The sequence below is a fragment of the Nocardia sp. NPDC056064 genome (assembly GCF_042266925.1).
GTDB lineage: Bacteria > Actinomycetota > Actinomycetes > Mycobacteriales > Mycobacteriaceae > Nocardia.
Genome location: NZ_JBHJWO010000001.1, coordinates 4,582,939 through 4,598,972, shown reverse-complemented (window position 1 = coordinate 4,598,972; position 16,034 = coordinate 4,582,939). Strand labels below are relative to the sequence as shown.

At 69.7% G+C, this 16,034-nt stretch carries 13 protein-coding genes; 5 read left to right on the top strand and 8 right to left on the bottom strand.

The window, feature by feature from the left end; translation table 11 throughout:
• Positions 1-87: 87 nt before the first annotated feature.
• The 4 genes from ACFC06_RS21485 to ACFC06_RS21470 are packed head-to-tail and all read right to left on the bottom strand — an operon-like array spanning position 88 to position 5,266.
• Positions 88-690, bottom strand: coding sequence for an ATP/GTP-binding protein (locus ACFC06_RS21485; RefSeq protein ID WP_019044951.1), 603 nt, complete (start codon positions 688-690; stop codon positions 88-90).
• Positions 671-1,045 (bottom strand): DUF742 domain-containing protein, encoded by a 375-nt coding sequence (locus ACFC06_RS21480; protein WP_019044950.1) that lies wholly within the window; start codon positions 1,043-1,045, stop codon positions 671-673. Before ACFC06_RS21480 ends, ACFC06_RS21485 begins: the two co-directional genes overlap by 20 nt.
• Before the next feature lie 7 nt (positions 1,046-1,052).
• The gene (locus tag ACFC06_RS21475; RefSeq protein WP_011207200.1) at positions 1,053-1,466 is read right to left on the bottom strand and encodes a roadblock/LC7 domain-containing protein; all 414 of its coding nucleotides are present in this window, start codon (positions 1,464-1,466) and stop codon (positions 1,053-1,055) included.
• Positions 1,463-5,266 (bottom strand): ATP-binding protein, encoded by a 3,804-nt coding sequence (locus ACFC06_RS21470; protein ID WP_375933904.1) that lies wholly within the window; start codon positions 5,264-5,266, stop codon positions 1,463-1,465. Before ACFC06_RS21470 ends, ACFC06_RS21475 begins: the two co-directional genes overlap by 4 nt.
• A gap of 333 nt (positions 5,267-5,599) precedes the next feature.
• Here ACFC06_RS21470 and ACFC06_RS21465 point away from each other — a divergent pair, with 333 nt between their 5' ends.
• From ACFC06_RS21465 to ACFC06_RS21450, 4 genes are all read left to right on the top strand, one after another.
• Positions 5,600-7,642 (top strand): AMP-binding protein, encoded by a 2,043-nt coding sequence (locus ACFC06_RS21465; RefSeq protein ID WP_375933902.1) that lies wholly within the window; start codon positions 5,600-5,602, stop codon positions 7,640-7,642.
• 130 nt (positions 7,643-7,772) lie between these two features.
• Positions 7,773-8,477 (top strand): response regulator transcription factor, encoded by a 705-nt coding sequence (locus ACFC06_RS21460; protein ID WP_375933899.1) that lies wholly within the window; start codon positions 7,773-7,775, stop codon positions 8,475-8,477.
• 107 nt (positions 8,478-8,584) lie between these two features.
• Positions 8,585-9,841, top strand: coding sequence for a sensor histidine kinase (locus ACFC06_RS21455; RefSeq protein ID WP_375933896.1), 1,257 nt, complete (start codon positions 8,585-8,587; stop codon positions 9,839-9,841).
• A 68-nt stretch (positions 9,842-9,909) separates the two neighbouring features.
• Positions 9,910-11,070 carry a hypothetical protein gene (locus tag ACFC06_RS21450; protein ID WP_375933893.1) on the top strand — a complete coding sequence of 387 codons (1,161 nt, stop codon included), beginning with the start codon at positions 9,910-9,912 and terminating at the stop codon, positions 11,068-11,070.
• Positions 11,071-11,121: 51 nt separating this feature from the next.
• Here ACFC06_RS21450 and ACFC06_RS21445 read toward each other — a convergent pair whose 3' ends face one another.
• Positions 11,122-11,760 (bottom strand): hypothetical protein, encoded by a 639-nt coding sequence (locus ACFC06_RS21445; RefSeq protein ID WP_375933890.1) that lies wholly within the window; start codon positions 11,758-11,760, stop codon positions 11,122-11,124.
• Between the two features lie 237 nt (positions 11,761-11,997).
• Here ACFC06_RS21445 and ACFC06_RS21440 point away from each other — a divergent pair, with 237 nt between their 5' ends.
• On the top strand, positions 11,998-12,702 hold the full coding sequence (locus ACFC06_RS21440) for a hypothetical protein (protein WP_375933887.1): 705 nt from the start codon (positions 11,998-12,000) through the stop codon (positions 12,700-12,702).
• 57 nt (positions 12,703-12,759) lie between these two features.
• Here the strand turns inward: ACFC06_RS21440 and ACFC06_RS21435 are convergent, their stop codons facing one another.
• The 3 genes from ACFC06_RS21435 to ACFC06_RS21425 all read right to left on the bottom strand — a co-directional run bounded on the left by ACFC06_RS21435 (position 12,760) and on the right by ACFC06_RS21425 (position 15,973).
• Positions 12,760-13,119, bottom strand: a complete 360-nt coding sequence (locus tag ACFC06_RS21435; RefSeq protein WP_375933884.1) for an FKBP-type peptidyl-prolyl cis-trans isomerase — start codon at positions 13,117-13,119, stop codon at positions 12,760-12,762.
• A gap of 51 nt (positions 13,120-13,170) precedes the next feature.
• Positions 13,171-14,484, bottom strand: coding sequence for a citrate synthase (locus ACFC06_RS21430; RefSeq protein WP_375933881.1), 1,314 nt, complete (start codon positions 14,482-14,484; stop codon positions 13,171-13,173).
• A gap of 205 nt (positions 14,485-14,689) precedes the next feature.
• A complete protein-coding gene (locus ACFC06_RS21425; protein ID WP_375933878.1) occupies positions 14,690-15,973 on the bottom strand; it encodes an MFS transporter in 1,284 nt (427 codons plus the stop codon).
• Between the last annotated feature and the right edge of the window lie 61 nt (positions 15,974-16,034).

The following is a 16,034-nucleotide window of genomic DNA, read 5'->3' as shown; positions in this document are numbered from 1 at the left end:
CCGACGCGGATCACCGCGGCGCGACCCGGCCCGGAGCCGGACCAGGAGTGGGGGCTGCGGCCTTCATCGCGGCAGCCCCGCTTCCGGTCAGTAGCCCTGCATGACCTTGCGCAGGGCGTACTCGGTGAGCGAGACCAGGGCCTGCTTGGCGGGCTCCCGGCGACGGGCGTCGATCGACATGATCGGCACGTCGGCGGGAACGGCCAGCGCCTGGCGGATGTCCTCGAGCGGGTACTTCGGGGCGTCGTCGAACTCGTTGAGCGCCACCAGGAACGGCAGGCCGCGCGCCTCGAAGTAGTCGACGGCGGCGAAGCTGTCTTCCAGCCTGCGGGTGTCGACCAGCACCACGGCGCCGATGGCACCGCGGATCAGGTCGTCCCACATGAACCAGAACCGGTACTGGCCCGGGGTACCGAACAGGTACAGCACCAGGTCGTCGGCGAGGCTGATACGGCCGAAGTCCATCGCCACCGTGGTGGTCGACTTCATCGGAATCCCGGTCAGGTTGTCGATTCCGGTACTGGCGTTGGTGACCAGCGCCTCGGTGCGCAGCGGAACGATCTCCGACACCGCACCGACCAACGTGGTCTTACCGACACCGAAGCCACCGGCGACAACGATCTTCGCCGAAGTCGGCTTGCTCGTGCGGGTGTCGACCTGCGCCGTCGAATCAAATACGCCGGAGTCCACTGAGAACCCTTTCGATCAGCTCGCGACGTTCATCGTCGCTGGAATCGTCTTTCAAAGTCGCCGAGACTCGCACGTGACCGGCCTCGATGAGGTCGGCGACGAGAACCCGCGCTACACCGATCGGTATACCCAATTGGGCAGCTATCTCGGCAACGGACGGCGATTGCCTGCACAACTCCACGATGGACGTTTCGAGGTTGTTCAGTTCGAACTGCCGCTCCATGGCGACCGGATGCGATGCGACGAGTGCCTCCAGCGCCAACTCGACCGCCGGCCTGGTGCGGCCGGCAGTCAAGGAGTACGGGCGAACGAGGCTGGGCTCGGCGCTCCCCATGCGGTGATCGTCTATGTCCATCCCACCATCAGGAACCCATCGTGACACGTGGCGTGGCCTGGACGGTCTGGCCCACACGCTCGACCAACAAAGCCATTTCGTAGCCGACCTGACCGATGTCACACGAGGTGTTGGTCAGGACCGCGAGGTAGGAGCCGTCGCCCACTGCCATCAGCAGCAGGTAACCGTGCTCCATCTCGACGACGGACTGCAGTACAGTACCGCCTTCGAACAGATTCGACACGCCGACGGACAGACTCGCCAGGCCGGCGGTCACCGCGGAGAGCTGTTCCGCGCGGTCCACCGGGAGCTGGGCGCTCGCGGCCATCAGCAGGCCGTCAGCCGAGACCAGGACGGCATGGGCTACGCCAGGAACCTCGTTGGCGAAGTTCGAAACCAGCCAATCCAGCTGACGGTTCGTACCACCTAGATCGGGGTTCATCGGTCTCCTTTATCTCCGGTTAGGTTCATTGCCTTCATTGCGCGGCCATCCCGGACGCCCTGCTGGTGACGACTCAAGCTGGACCTGATCGTTTCGGGATCACGTTGCGGAGTGCTGTCGGCCTTGCCGGTGACACCACCGGGCACGAGCCTGCCGCCCGGATTGCGCTGAGGCAAGCCCGCGGCGGTACGAACCTCGGGTTTGGCCTCGCTGGCCCGGCGGGCAGCCTGCCAGCCGTCGTCACCGGGTGATTCGAAGGCGGCGGCCGCTTGGGACCGGTCGGAATTCTCGTCCGTGAGCCAGGCCGACATCATCTCCGCGAAGATCGGCGTTCCGCCCATGACGGAATCACCTTCCGGTGCCGGCTGCAACCTGGTCTGGAAGAACGACGCAGCCTTGGCCGGGTTCGACCGGAAACTGTGCCGACCCGGATCGCGCCCTGCCGACGCAGCGCTCTCCGGCTCCGCAGGTTCCCGATCCCGTTGCGGCAGAGCCACTCCGGGCCCGGCGTTCGCCTGCGGTACCACAGTAGCGCCGGGGGCGCGCTGCGGCAGCCCATTCGGGCCACCCGGACGCGGCGGTGCCGAGTCGGCGGCGGGCGCCTGTCCGGCCGCGGGCGCCCGCTGCGGCAGACCCGAGGACGGGTCACGCTGCGGGAGTCCACCGGTCTGCTCACGCTGGGGCAGGCCGGTCGACGGATCGCGTTGCGGGAGACCGCCGGTCTGGTCACGCTGCGGCAGACCCGTGGCCGGGTCACGCTGCGGGAGACCGCCGGTCTGCTCACGCTGGGGCAGGCCGCCGGACGGGTCGCGCTGTGGCAGGCCGCCCGGGAGGTCCCGCTGCGGGAGGCCGCCGGTCTGGTCGCGGTGCGGCAGGCGCGGGGTCGGCTCACGCTGCGGGAGTCCGTTGGCCGGGCCGCGCTGGGGCAGGCCGGTCGACGGGTCACGCTGGATCGGGGCCGAATCCCGCTGCGGGCCACCGGCACCGCGCTGCGGGAGCCCGGTCGACGGGTCACGCTGCACCGACGACGGATCACGCTGCGGCAGACCCGTGGCGGGGTCACGCTGCGGAAGTCCACCGGTCTGCTCACGCTGGGGCAGACCACCCGACGGATCACGCTGCGGGAGACCACCGGTCTGCTCACGCTGGGGCAAGCCGCCGGAGGGGTCACGCTGCGGGAGACCGCCGGTCTGCTCACGCTGGGGCAAGCCACCGGAGGGGTCACGCTGCGGGAGGCCGTTGGACGGGTCGCGCTGCGGCAGACCGCCCGTCTGCTCCCGCTGGGGCAGGCGGTTGGCCTGGTCGCCGCGCTGCGGCAGACCGGCCGACGGGTCGCGCGGCGGCGCGCCGTTGGCGCCCGGCGAACGCTGCGGCAGTCCACCCGGGGTCTGCTGCGGCTTGGCGGGTTCACGCGGCGGCAGGCCACCGGCGGGCGACGCCGACTCGCGCGACGGCGCACCGTTGGCACCCGGCTGCCGCACGGGTAGGCCACCCGAGGACTGCGGCGCACCGGCGGGCTTGGCCTCGCCCGGCTGACCGGGCGCGGCGGGCGGACGCGGCGGCCCACCCGGGTTCAGGTTGCGCTTGGGCAGGGCGGCCGCGGCGAGCTTGCCCCGCTGCGGCACATTCCCGTCCTGACCGGGCGCGGCCGGACGCAGGGTGGGTGCCGACTGCTCGGCCGCGTCCTGCTGCGCGCCCTGGGCCATCGAGTTGCCCGGCTGACGCTGCGGCAGGCCGCCGTCACCGGGGGCCGGACCGCTGACACCGGGATCGACGGTCACCATCATGTTGCCGCCCGGGGTGCGGGTGATCGCCCGGGTCTGCATGGTGCTCGGCTGGTTCTGCGGGTTCGGCTGGTTCTGCGGGTTCGGCCGCTGCTGCTGGGGCTGAGGCTGCTGCTGCGGCGCGACGACCGGCCCACCGGCACCCGAGACGATCAGGCCGACCGGCACGTGCACCGTGACGGTGACGCCCGGATCGCGCGCGGTGTCGAAGGTCGGGCGCAGCCGCACGGTGAGGCCGTGGCGCTCGGCCAGGCGGCCGACCACGAACAGACCCATGTGACGGGCGGTGTCGGGGCCCGGCTCGGCGGTCTGCTCGAGCCTGCGGTTGATCTCCGACATCTCCGCGGGCGGCATACCGATACCGCGGTCGGCGACCTCGATCAGCAGACCCTGGTCGTGGGCCTGGGCGAAGGTGAACTTGACGTCGGTCTCCGGCGGGGAGGCCCGCAGCGCGTTGTCGAGCAGCTCGGCGAACAGGTGCGCCATATCGGAGGCGGCCGGTTCGACCAGTGAGCCGCGCGGGGTGGCGCCGAGCTTGACCCGCTCGTAGTCCTCGACCTCGGAGATCGCGGCGCGCAGCACGTCGGCGATCTCGACCGGCGCCGACTTGGTGCGGCGCTGCTTGGTACCGGCGAGGATGAGCAGGTTGTCGCCGTTACGGCGCATGCGCGCGGCGAGGTGGTCGAGGCGGAAGAGGTTCTCGAGCAGGCGCGGGTCCTTCTCGTCGTACTCCATCGCCTCGATGAGGGTGAGCTGATGGTCGACGAGCGACTTGGAGCGCCGGGCCAGGGTCTCGAACATGTCGTTGACCTGCGAACGCATCTGCGCCTGATCACTGGCCAGGCGCAGCGCCTGACCGTGGATGTCGTCGACGGCGCGGGCCAGCTGGCCGATCTCCTCGTCGGAGCGCACCGGCATCGGCTCGAGCGGCACGTCCTCGGGGGCGGCGCCGTTACGCAGCTGGGCGACCTCGTGCGGGAGGTCGGACTCGGCCACGCGCAGCGCGGCCAGCCGCAGACGGTGCAGCGGCACGATCATCGAGCGGGCCACGAACACCGCGAGCAACAGCGCGGCGAGGATGGTCGCGATGACGACGCCGGTGTAGGTCCAGGCGCCGGTGGCGGCCGAACCGGCCAGATCGTCCATGGCCGACTCGATGGCCTTGGTCGACTCGTCGACGACCTTCGCGTAGCCGACGAGGCTGGTGTACAGCGAGGTACGCATCTCGCCGACGGGCAGCTTGCCCGCCTGCACCTCCGGCCCGGTCGCCAGGGTCTCCCTGGTCTCGGCCTGGGCCTTGAGGTCGGCGATCACCTGGTCGCCGTCGGGGAAGCGGTTGCTGAGCACGTCGAGCAGGTGACGCTCGGTGCTCACGCCCGCCAGGAAGTGCTGGGCGCCGGCCGCCTGGCCGCGCAGCATCTCGGTCATGCCCGCCAGCTCGTCGACGAGCACCGAACGGGTGTTGAGCGAGTCGACCAGCCGCAGCTTGGCCGCGTCCATCACCGGATCGCTGACCTGGGTGAGCGTGGTCTCGACGATGTCGACGCTGTCGCGGCGCACCGCCTCGACCGAGGCCAGCGCGGGTTCGGTGGAGGTGGTGAGCCCCTTGCCCTGCGCGCGCACCGCCTTGGCCTGCTTGATCATGCGCTCGAGGGCGGCGTGGGCCCTGGGCAGCTCCTCGAGCCTGCTCAGCGACTGCTCCGCCGCGGCGATCGCGCCGTCGAGCTTGGCCAGGTCGTCGTCGGTGACCAGGGTCGTGCCCGGGCCGGTCGGCACCATCTGGCTACCGGAGACCTGCGCCGAGGTAGCACTCAGCGCGGTGACCGACGGAATCGTGTCTACCTGCTCGTTGATACTGGAGAGCCGGTTGGCTTCCGAGAACTCGGAGGTAATCCTCGACACGCCGAGCCCGACCGCGACCGCGAGTGGCACGGCCAGTACGGCCGTAACCTTCCAGCGCAGGTCCCAGTTGCCGAGCGCCCAGCGTTTGCTGCCGGACCTAGCGGCGTCACGCATCTCCCACTCACTTTCCAAACTGGCCTCGTATACCAAGCGGTCTACCAAGCGCCACCAGCGAACCTTCACACTCGCAATGCTGGCTCGCCAGGCGGTGCTGGCCGAGAACTGCGGCTGGCCGAGAAATTGCGTCTACGACTGCCCTAATAAGTGACATCAGATTCTAACGGATCAATAACTTCTTGGCTCACTCCCGGTAGAGGTCCGCGCGATGACCTGCCCGTTCCAGGCAAAACCAAAGGTCGCGGCACCCCCTCGGGTGTCGCGTGAAGTCTGCCACAATCATCAGGATCTATCGAGCGGGCATCGAAGCGAGGCTAGGGAGTCACGGGCTTGGACACCGAACACGAGTACCGGCCGGTCTATCAGACCAGTCTGGTCGATCCAGCCCACTTCTGGTCCGCCGCAGCTCAGGCCGTCGAGTGGGACGTGGCGCCGGAACAGATCGTGGACGCGGCGGACAAACGATCGGCCCGCTGGTTCCCCGACGGCAGGCTCAACACCTGCGTGAACGCGCTGGACCGGCACGTGCGGGCGGGCACCGTCGCCGAGGGTGGGCACGCCGATCAGGCGGCTCTCATATATGTCTCCGCTATGACGGACACCACGACGACTTATACCTACGCCGAATTGCTCGACGAGGTCGCCCGATTCGCCGGAGTCATGCGTGATCTCGGTGTGGTGGCCGGTGACCGGGTCGTGATCTATCTGCCGATGGTGCCCGAGGCCGTGATCGCGATGCTGGCCTGCGCGCGTATCGGCGCGGTGCATTCGGTGGTCTTCGGCGGCTTCGCCGCGCCCGAACTGGCCGCCCGGATCGACGACGCCGAGCCGGTATTGGTGGTCACTTCCTCCGGCGGGATCGAGCCCGGCCGCCGCATCGACTACCCGCCGATCGTCATGCAGGCGCTCGACCTCACCACGACCACGTCGGTGCGCACGGTGATCGTCAAGCAGCGGCCGCAGTTCGCCACCATCGAGTTCCCCGCTCCCCTGCCCGCCACCGATGTGCTGCCCGCCTCCGAGCAGACGGTGGCCGCGCGCTGGGTGGACTGGGACGCCTCCGTCGCGGGCACCGAGCCCGCCGAGCCGGTGTCGGTCGCCGCGACCGATCCGCTCTACATCCTCTACACCTCCGGCACCACCGGGAAGCCCAAGGGCGTGGTGCGCGACAACGGTGGGCACGCGGTGGCGCTGTCCTGGTCGATGCGCAACATCTACGACGTCGGGCCGGGTCAGGTGTTCTGGGCGGCCTCGGATGTGGGCTGGGTGGTCGGCCACTCCTACATCGTCTACGCGCCGCTGCTGGTGGGCGCCACGACCGTGCTCTACGAGGGCAAACCGGTCGGCACTCCCGACGCGGGCGCCTTCTGGCGCATCGTCGACGAGCACGACGTGCGGGTGCTGTTCACCGCGCCCACCGCCCTGCGCGCGATCCGCCGCGCCGACCCCGAGGCCACCATCGCCCACCGCTCGGACCTGTCGAAACTGCGCGCGCTGTTCTGCGCGGGCGAACGCCTGGACCCGGCCACCTTCGAATGGGCCACCGACACCCTGCTCGCCGGGCATCCCGATGTGCCCGTGGTGGATCACTGGTGGCAGACCGAGACCGGCTGGCCGATCTGCGCCGACCCGCTGGGCCTGCAGGAACTGCCGGTCAAGCCCGGTTCGGCGTGCGTGCCGGTGCCCGGTTACCGGCTGCGGGTGCTCGACGCCAACGGCAACGCGGTGCCCGCGGGTGTGGAGGGCAATATCGTCATCGGCCTGCCGCTGCCCCCCGGCACCCTGACCGGCCTGTGGCGCGACCGCGACCGGTTCATCCGCTCCTACCTGGCCACCTTCCCCGGCCACTACCTCACCGGCGACTCCGGCTACTTCGACGAGGACGGCTACCTCTACGTCCTGGGCCGCAGCGACGACGTCATCAATATCGCCGGTCATCGCCTCTCGGCGGGCAGCATCGAGGCCGCGATCTCCGGACACGAGGCGGTGGCCGAATGCGCGGTGATCGGCATGCCCGACGAGCTCAAGGGCAGCCTGCCGCTGGCGTATGTGGTGCTCAAGCAGGGTGTCGAGATCGATCAGGAGCGCTTGCGCGCCGAGCTCGTCGAGCGGGTCCGCACCCAGATCGGCGCCATCGCCAGCCTCTACGACGCCATCATCGTCTCCGGCCTGCCCAAGACCCGCTCCGGCAAGATCCTGCGCAAGACCATCCGCCAGCTCACCGCGGGCGAGCACGTGGAACCCCCCGCCACCATCGAGGACCCGGCGGTCTTGACCGCGCTGTCCGACCGCATCCTGGCCAACCCCCCGCTGGGCATCCCGTCCACGGAAACCCCAGACCGCGACGGCGACCCGGTCGCACCCACCTCCTAGGGACCGTCCCCGTTCTCGGCGCGCCTCCGCCTCTGGACTGACCGGAGGGTGCGACGAAGGAGTACCCGCAGGGAGGGAAGAGGCGGAGTCAAGCGCCGAGAACCGCGGCGCCAGCCGCTAGTGTCACAGCGTGACCGAACGTGCCGCTGCCACCGTCCTGGTCGTCGACGATGACGAGGACGTCCTGGCCTCCGTCGAACGTGGCCTGCGCCTGTCCGGGTTCCGGGTGCTGGTCGCCCGTGACGGCGCCGCGGCGTTGCGCGCGGTGGCCGAGCACGGCCCCGACGCCATCGTGCTGGACATGAACATGCCGGTGCTCGACGGCGCGGGCGTGGTGACGGCGCTGCGGGCGATGGGCAACGACGTGCCGATCTGTGTGCTCAGCGCCCGTTCCTCGGTGGACGACCGGATCGCCGGACTCGAATCCGGCGCCGACGACTACCTGGTGAAACCCTTCGAACTGGCCGAGCTGGTGGCTCGCATCCGGGCGCTGCTGCGCCGCCGCACCGACACGCCGGAGCCGAGCGCGCCGGGCGCCATCGCGGTGGGGCCGCTCCAGGTCGATGTGGCCGGGTATCGGGCGTTGCTGCACGGCCGGGAAATCGAGCTCACCAAACGCGAATTCGAATTGTTGTCGACCCTGGCCAGGAATGCGGGTGTGGTTCTCACGCGGGAACGGCTGCTGGAATTGGTGTGGGGTTACGATTTCATAGCGGATACGAATGTCGTCGATGTGTTCGTCGGTTACCTTCGCCGCAAACTCGAAATAGATGACACGCCAAGGATTCTGCATACGATCCGTGGCGTCGGATTCGTGTTGCGGGAACCCAAATGACCGAAGCACCGCCGAAACGTCGTCGGAGACAATCGTTTTCGCTGAGAACGAGGGTCGCCGGCGCGGCCGCGGCCGGTGCCGTCCTGATCGTCGGGATCGCGACATTCGTGAGTTTCCAGGCGATCGAACGCAACAATGTCACCCAGACCGATCAGCAGCTCGAGATCGCCTCGCGCATCGTGCTGATCGAGCCCGTGCTGGCCACCGGTTTCGTCAACCTGACCGGCCTGCAGAACACCATGGCGCTCACCGTGCGCGACGACGGCCAGGTGACCGCCTCCAGCTCCACCCAGCTGCCAGCGCTGCCGCCCGGCTCGCAGACCGTCGAGGTCGACGACCAGCCCTATCGCGTGCTCACCACCACCGAGAACCAGCCCGCGGGCCGCACCGTCTCGCTGGCCATCCCGACCACCGAGTCGGCCAAGGCCACCGACGACCAGCAGCGCTGGGTGCTCGCGGGCGCCGGGGTGGCGGTGGCCGCGGCCGCGGCGCTGGGCTGGCTGCTGGCGGGGCGGGCAGTGGGACCCATCGTCACCCTGACCCGGCAGGTCTCGGCCCGCAGCGCCTTCCCCGATCCGGCCAATCCGGCCCAGCCGGTGGACGGTTCGGGCGTGGACGAGGCGGTGAAGCTGGCCGAGGCGGTGAACACCATGCTGGCCCGCGTCGACGAGGCGCAGGCCGAGACCGCGGCCGCCCTGGAGACCGCCCGCGATTTCGCCGCCGTCTCCGCCCACGAACTGCGCACCCCGCTCACCGCCATCCGCACCGACCTCGAGGTCCTGCGCACCCTCGATCTCACCGACGCGCAGCGCCGCGAGATCCTCGACGACCTGGCCCGCAACGAGACCCGCGTCGAGACCACCCTCACCGCACTGGAACGGCTGGCCCGCGGCGACCTCACCGCCGAGGCCGACCACGTGCCCACCGATGTGGCCGACCTGTGCGATCAGGCCGCCCACGACGCCATGCGGCACAACCCCGGCCTCCAGGTGCGCATCGAGACCGACGCCGAGCTGGTCACCCTCGGCCTGCCCGCGGGCCTGCGCCTGGCCATCGACAACGCGCTGACCAATTCGGTCAAGCACGGCGGCGCCACCCAGGCCGTGGTCGCGGCGCACCGCTATCCCGGCGACCACATCGTGATCGCCGTGGACGACAACGGCACCGGCGTCCCGCCCGGCGAACGCGAGGCCGTCTTCGCCCGCTTCGCCCGCGGCACCAATGCCACCAAGGGCGGCTCCGGCCTCGGCCTGGCACTGGTGGCCCAGCAGGCCCAGTTGCACGGCGGCCACGCCTATTTCGCCGACAGCCCGCTGGGCGGGGCCCGCCTGGTCATCGACCTGCCGATCCGCCGGGCCTACTGAGCGTTCCTCAACGAACTCTCAGACCTCCCCCAGACCACGCAGCGAACAGGCCCGATACCGTCGGCCCCGTGATCGACAAACCCCTGCGCCTGCTCAGTCTCACCGTCGCCGCCCTGCTCGCCGGTGGTGTGCTGGCCGCCTGCGCGGGGCAGGACTCCGCCCCGACCGGCTTCGCCCTGGTGAACGCCGATACCGGCCCGACCGGGGAGCGGGTCGCCAAGGCCGTGCAGGACGCGGGCGGCTACGACTGGACCGTGGCCGAGCCCGGCGAGGTCGATCCCGCCGACTACGCCGCGGTGATCACCCTGCCCGCCGACCTCACCTCCTCGATGGCGACCCTGGCCACCCCGGACCCCAAGCGCGCCAAGGTCACCGTGACCGCCCACGAGGGCGCCGACACCGGCACCGTGAACGGCGCGGTCGACGTGGTGACCCACCGCATCGGCGCCTCCGGCGTGGACGCGGCGCTGGCCGCGGTGGCCCAGGCCCGCAATCAGATGACCTCGGTGCAGTTCACCGCGCAGCTGCTCAACGCGGGTGTGAACGCGGCCGCCGCAGGCGCCGACCAGTTCAGCGGCGGTGCCGAGCAGATGCTGGGCTTCCTCGATTTCGCCAAGGAAGGCGCCGGGCAGCTCACCTCGGCCATCGCGCTGCTGAACCAGACCGTCGACGGCGCGGCCAAGCAGGCCACCCAGCTCGCCGACGCGTTGAGCGCGACCGGTGTCACCATCGCCGGGGTGCAGAGCAGCGCGGCGGCCATGGGGTCCGGGCTCGATCAGATCCTGCCGCCGCTGAAGAGCCTGCCGTTCGCGAACGATCCCCAGCTCGCCCCGATCATCGCCAAACTCGAAGCGCTGCAGACCGTCTCGAAGCAGGCGGGCACCCAGCTCGACGGCCTGAGCGAGCTGACCGGCGCGGCCGTCGACCCGAACACCGAGCTGGGCACGCTGCTGCGCACGGTGGTCGAGCGGCTCAACGGCGCCCGCGACCAGCTCACCCAGGGCGCCGCCCTCGCCGAGGGCCTGCCCGCCCTGGCCGAACAGGGCGGCGCGCAGCTGGTCTCGGCCATGGAACAGCTCACCAGTGGCGTGGGCGCGATGCAGAACATCGTCGGCAACCTCAACACCCAGACCGGCAAGGCACTGGAGGCGCTGCCGCCGCGCGGGCAGGCCCAGCAGTCCGCGCTGGCGCTGGCGCTGACCGATCCGGTCGAGGTCGTGCGCGAATAGCGCGACGGCCCGCGCCGCGAGCCGGCGCGGGCCGCTCGTCGATTCAGCCGATCAGGGCAGCACCTGCGGGATGATGTCCGGCGCGACCACGCCGACCACCGCGCCGATGAGCGCGCCGACCAGCGCATTCGGCAGCCCGACCAGGCCGACACACGGCAGGTACAGGATCATCGTGGTGATCATCGGAATGCACACGATGGCCGCGGCGATCGCACCGATACCCGCACCGATGGCGGCGGCATTCTGGACCGGATCGGGGAACTGGGCGGTGGGCGTGGTGGCGATGTCCTTCAGTTCGGTGGCCGCCGCCGGGGTGATCTGCGGGGTCACCGTGAGACCGCGCCCGTCGGCGGCGATCTCGGTGGCCAGCGCGATGACCTCGCCGCCGACCGTGCGGAACGAACCGGGGATCTCCCCGATCCTCGCCCCGGTGGCCGACTCCACCACGACGCCGTCCTCGGCCGCGACGAACCGGCCCGCGTCGAGGGAGGCGGAGACCGTCTTCAGATCCGGTGCCACCGTGCTGCGGTACCCGACCCCGTCGGTGACGCCCACGCTGGACAATCCTTCGGCGTAGCGGGTCTGCTGATCGACCTCGGCCGAGCCGGTGCCCGCACCCACCAGACTCACCGCCACCGCGATCGGCAACGCCGCCGCGAGTACGTGTCGAGCACCCTTGCGATGGAACATGATCGAGAAACTCCCTCCCGAAACCCCCGAAGAAAGCCCCGAACCCCGGGCGAATCGATCAGCGCGCACTGTCATGGACATCAGCAGTAGTAGCCCACGGGCCGACTGATAGCAAATCGACACAACCGGTCACAGACAACCCGTCTCCGCGCCCGTCTGCGCCCCGAACGGCACCACGACATCAGCCGAACCCGAAAGCCCTTGTCGGCTAAGGTGATCCCGAAAGGGGGGAACACCATGACAGGCCCTGACACCCCGTATCCCGGCAGGCCGCAGCCCGCGCCACCACCGCAACCGGGCTACACGCCGCCGCACCAGCCGGGCTACGCGCCGCCGCCCGGCCCGGTCCCGCCCGGGGCCTATCCCGCGCAATCGAACTGGCCGCCGCAGGGCGTGCCGCAGCCACCCGCCACCGCGCGCAAGGTGTGGCCCGCCGCCCTCGCCACCGGGCTCGGCGGCATGGTGCTGGCGGGCGGGATCGTCGCCGGTGTCGCCGCCGCGCTCTGGCCGGACCCGCCCGCACCCGACCCCGCCGCGTCCGCTCTGGCCCAGACGACCGCGAACCGGGAAGCCGCCCGCGTGGCCAGCTGCGACTACGCGCGCGTGGTGTCTACCTACGACTCCACCAACCTGGACGACTACCTCGCGCGATCTTCGGCGGGCGCGACCGACCCGTACAAGACGGAGTTCGACGACGCGTCCCAGGCGCTGCGCCAGGCGATGGAGACCGCGCAGGTGAGCTCCCGCGTCGAGGACCTGGAGTGTTTCTACAAGTCCGGCGAGGGCGCCGAGATCGTCATCCTCGACATCATGTCCCAGTTCCGCCGCTCGCTCACCCAGCCGGTCGAGGACAAGCAGACCTTCGTCATCGAGATGACCATGCGCAAGGTCGGCGACCGCTGGCTTGTCAGCAAGATGAACTCGCCGATGCTGAAGAAGTAGGCACAACGACCGCGGCCCACCTTCCGGGGGGAAGGTGGGCCGCGGTGCGGTGTCAGGTCAGTTCGCGTCGAGCAGGTCGATCACGAAGACCAGGGTCTTACCCGAGAGACCGTGTCCGGCACCAGCCGGACCGTAGGCCAGCTCCGGCGGGATGGTCAGCTGACGGCGGCCGCCGACCTTCATGCCGGGGATGCCGTCCTGCCAGCCCTGGATCAGGCCGCGCAGCGGGAAGGTGATCGATTCGCCGCGGTCCCACGAGGAGTCGAACTGCTCGCCGGTCTCGAACTCGACGCCGACGTAGTGCACCTCGACGGTGCCGCCGGGCACCGCTTCCTTGCCTTCGCCCTCGACGAGGTCCTTGATCACGAGCTCGGTGGGCGCGGGGCCCTCCTGGAATTCGATCTCCGGCTTGGTCATTCGGCTATCCCCTTCGATAGGTTGCGTTGTCGCCAGTGACGGTGGTCGAGATCAGCGGGTGCCGATGTCGAGGTAGTCACGCTCACCGTAACCGGTGTAGATCTGGCGCGGGCGGCCGATCTTCAACGGCTCGGAGTGCATCTCGCGCCAGTGCGCGATCCAGCCCGGCAGGCGGCCCATGGCGAACAGCACGGTGAACATGCGGGTCGGGAAGCCCATGGCCCGGTAGATGACGCCGGTGTAGAAGTCGACGTTCGGGTACAGGCGGCGCGAGACGAAGTAGTCGTCGGTGAGGGCGGCCTCTTCGAGCTGCTTGGCGATGTCGAGCAGCTGGTCGTCGCCGCCGATCTTCGACAGGATCTTGTCGGCGGCCTGCTTGACCAGGGTCGCGCGCGGGTCGTAGTTGCGGTAGACGCGGTGCCCGAAGCCCATGAGCTTCACGCCGTCTTCCTTGTTCTTGACCTTGCGGATGAACTCCTTGACGTCGCCGCCGTTGGCCTTGATCTCGTCGAGCATCTCCAGCACGGCCTGGTTGGCGCCGCCGTGCAGCGGGCCCCACAGCGCGTTGATGCCTCCGGACACCGAGGTGAACAGGTTGGCGTCGGAGGAGCCGACGAGACGCACGGTCGAGGTGGAGCAGTTCTGCTCGTGGTCGGCGTGCAGGATCAGCAGCATGTCGAGCGCGGCGGCGATCTCCGGGTCGACCTCGTAGGGCTCGGCCGGGAAACCGAAGGTCATCCGCAGGAAGTTCTCGACCAGGCTCAGCGAGTTGTCCGGGTAGAGGAACGGCTGGCCGACCGACTTCTTGTACGAGTAGGCCGCGATGGTGGGCAGCTTGGCCAGCAGGCGGATGGTGGACAGCTCGACCTGCTCGGGGTCGCGCGGGTCCAGCGAGTCCTGGTAGTAGGCCGACAGCGCGTTGACCGCCGAGGACAGCACCGGCATCGGGTGCGCGTTGCGCGGGAAGCCGTCGAAGAACCGCTTGAGGTCCTCGTGCAGCAGCGTGTGGCGGCGGATGCGGTCGGTGAAGTCGTCGAGCTGGGCCTGGGTCGGCAGCTCGCCGTAGATGAGCAGGTAGCTGACCTCGATGAAGGTCGAGCGGCCCGCGAGCTGGTCGATCGGGTATCCGCGGTAGCGCAGGATGCCCGCTTCACCGTCGATGTAGGTGATGGCCGACTTGGTCGACGCGGTGTTCATGAAACCGGGGTCGTAGGTGACGTAACCGGTGCTGGACAGCAGCTTGCCGAGGTCGAGTCCGTTGTTGCCCTCGGCGGCCGTGGTGACCGTCATCGGGAACTCGCCGCCGGGGTACTGCAGTACCGCCTTGGCGTCCTCGGCGACGTTGGTGATGTTCTCAGCGGGCACGGAAGGATCCCTCTCAGGCTAGTTGAGATTCTCGCCGGGCCCTGAAACCCGGCGTGTAACCGTCAGCCCCGATGCGGTCGGCATACGGTGCGCTTGACGTAACGCTAGCTGTTGTTCGGGCGAGCTGAACAATCAGGGTTACCCTGCGGTGTTCTCACACCGGAGCCGATCGGCGGTGAGGTCTGCCGACCCGCCGTCGCGGTGGTCATCCGGTGGCGGCGCCGGAGTGCGCCCGGCTGACCTGGTACCGCACGAACGCGGGGAAGGCCAGCGCGGCCAGCACCACGCCGATCACCACCAGAACTCCACCACCGGCGGCAGCTACAGCGGTACCCAGGCTCGCTGCGGCGAAACCGTGGGCAACATCACCGATGCGCGGCCCACCTGCGACGACCACGATGAACACCCCCTGCAACCGGCCGCGCATCTCGTCGGTGGAGACATTGAGCAACATCGCCGTGCGCAGGGCGGCCGAGATCATGTCCACCGCGCCGCCCAGGGCCAGGAACGCCACCGCGATCCACAGCCACACCCCCAGCCCGAACAGGTGCCCGGTCAGCCCGACGGCCAGTCCGAACCCGACCATCGCCACGCCCCAGATCGCGATGCACACGATCACCGCCAGCCCCTGCCTGCGGATGCGCGGCACCCAGCCGGAGAACACCCCGCCCAGCACCGCGCCCGCCGAGATCGCGGCGAACAGCAGACCCAGCGCGACGCCGCCCTCGGCCGGGTCGTGGAAGGTCTCGTGCGCGATCTGCGGGAACAGCGCGCGGGGCATGCCGAAGACCATGGCGATGATGTCGACGACGAAGGAGGCCAGCAGGATGCGCTGGGCGGTGAGATAGCGGAACCCGTCGATCACCGTGCGCAGCCCGGCCCGGCGCTGGTCGCCGGTCGGCGGGAAGGACGGCAGCTTGCTCACCGCCCACAGCGTGGCGAGCAGGGCGATGGCGTCGAGCAGATACAGCGTGGGCAGGCCGAGCACCGGGATGAGCAGACCGGCCAGCACCGGACCGGCGATCATGCCGACGTTCTGCACCGTCATCGACAGCGAACTGGCCGCCGCGATCTGTTCCGGCGGCAGCATCCGCGCGATGGCGGCGCTGCGGGTGGGCTGGTTGACCGCGAAGAACGCCTGCTGCACCGCGAACAACCCCAGCACCAGCCACACATTGCTCATCCCCAGCGCGGCCTGCACCCAGAACGCGACGGCCGTGGCGCCGGTGCCCGCGGTGGTGATCACCAGCAGCGTGCGCCGGTCCATCACATCGGCCAGCGCCCCGCCCCACAGCCCGAACACCACCAGCGGCACCAGGCCGAACAGCCCGGCCAGGCCGACATAGCCGGAGCTGCCGGTGATCTGGAAGATCTGCTGCGGCACGGCGACCACCGAGAGCTGCGCGCCGACGACCGTGACGATATTGGTGGTCCAGAGCCTGCGATAGTCGCGATTGCGCAGGGGTTCGGTGTCGGCGAGCAGTTTCACTTACGGCACGTTAGCCAGTGCACCTGTAAACGTCCCACGATTTTTCTCGGTGAGATAGCCC

Bases quoted from the DNA above. Each gene is read 5' to 3' on its own strand.
- ACFC06_RS21480 (WP_019044950.1), bottom strand. From the start codon at position 1,045: ATGGACATAGACGATCACCGCATGGGGAGCGCCGAGCCCAGCCTCGTT.
- ACFC06_RS21475 (WP_011207200.1), bottom strand. From the start codon at position 1,466: ATGAACCCCGATCTAGGTGGTACGAACCGTCAGCTGGATTGGCTGGTT.
- ACFC06_RS21470 (WP_375933904.1), bottom strand. From the start codon at position 5,266: ATGCGTGACGCCGCTAGGTCCGGCAGCAAACGCTGGGCGCTCGGCAAC.
- ACFC06_RS21445 (WP_375933890.1), bottom strand. From the start codon at position 11,760: ATGTTCCATCGCAAGGGTGCTCGACACGTACTCGCGGCGGCGTTGCCG.
- ACFC06_RS21440 (WP_375933887.1), top strand. From the start codon at position 11,998: ATGACAGGCCCTGACACCCCGTATCCCGGCAGGCCGCAGCCCGCGCCA.
- ACFC06_RS21435 (WP_375933884.1), bottom strand. From the start codon at position 13,119: ATGACCAAGCCGGAGATCGAATTCCAGGAGGGCCCCGCGCCCACCGAG.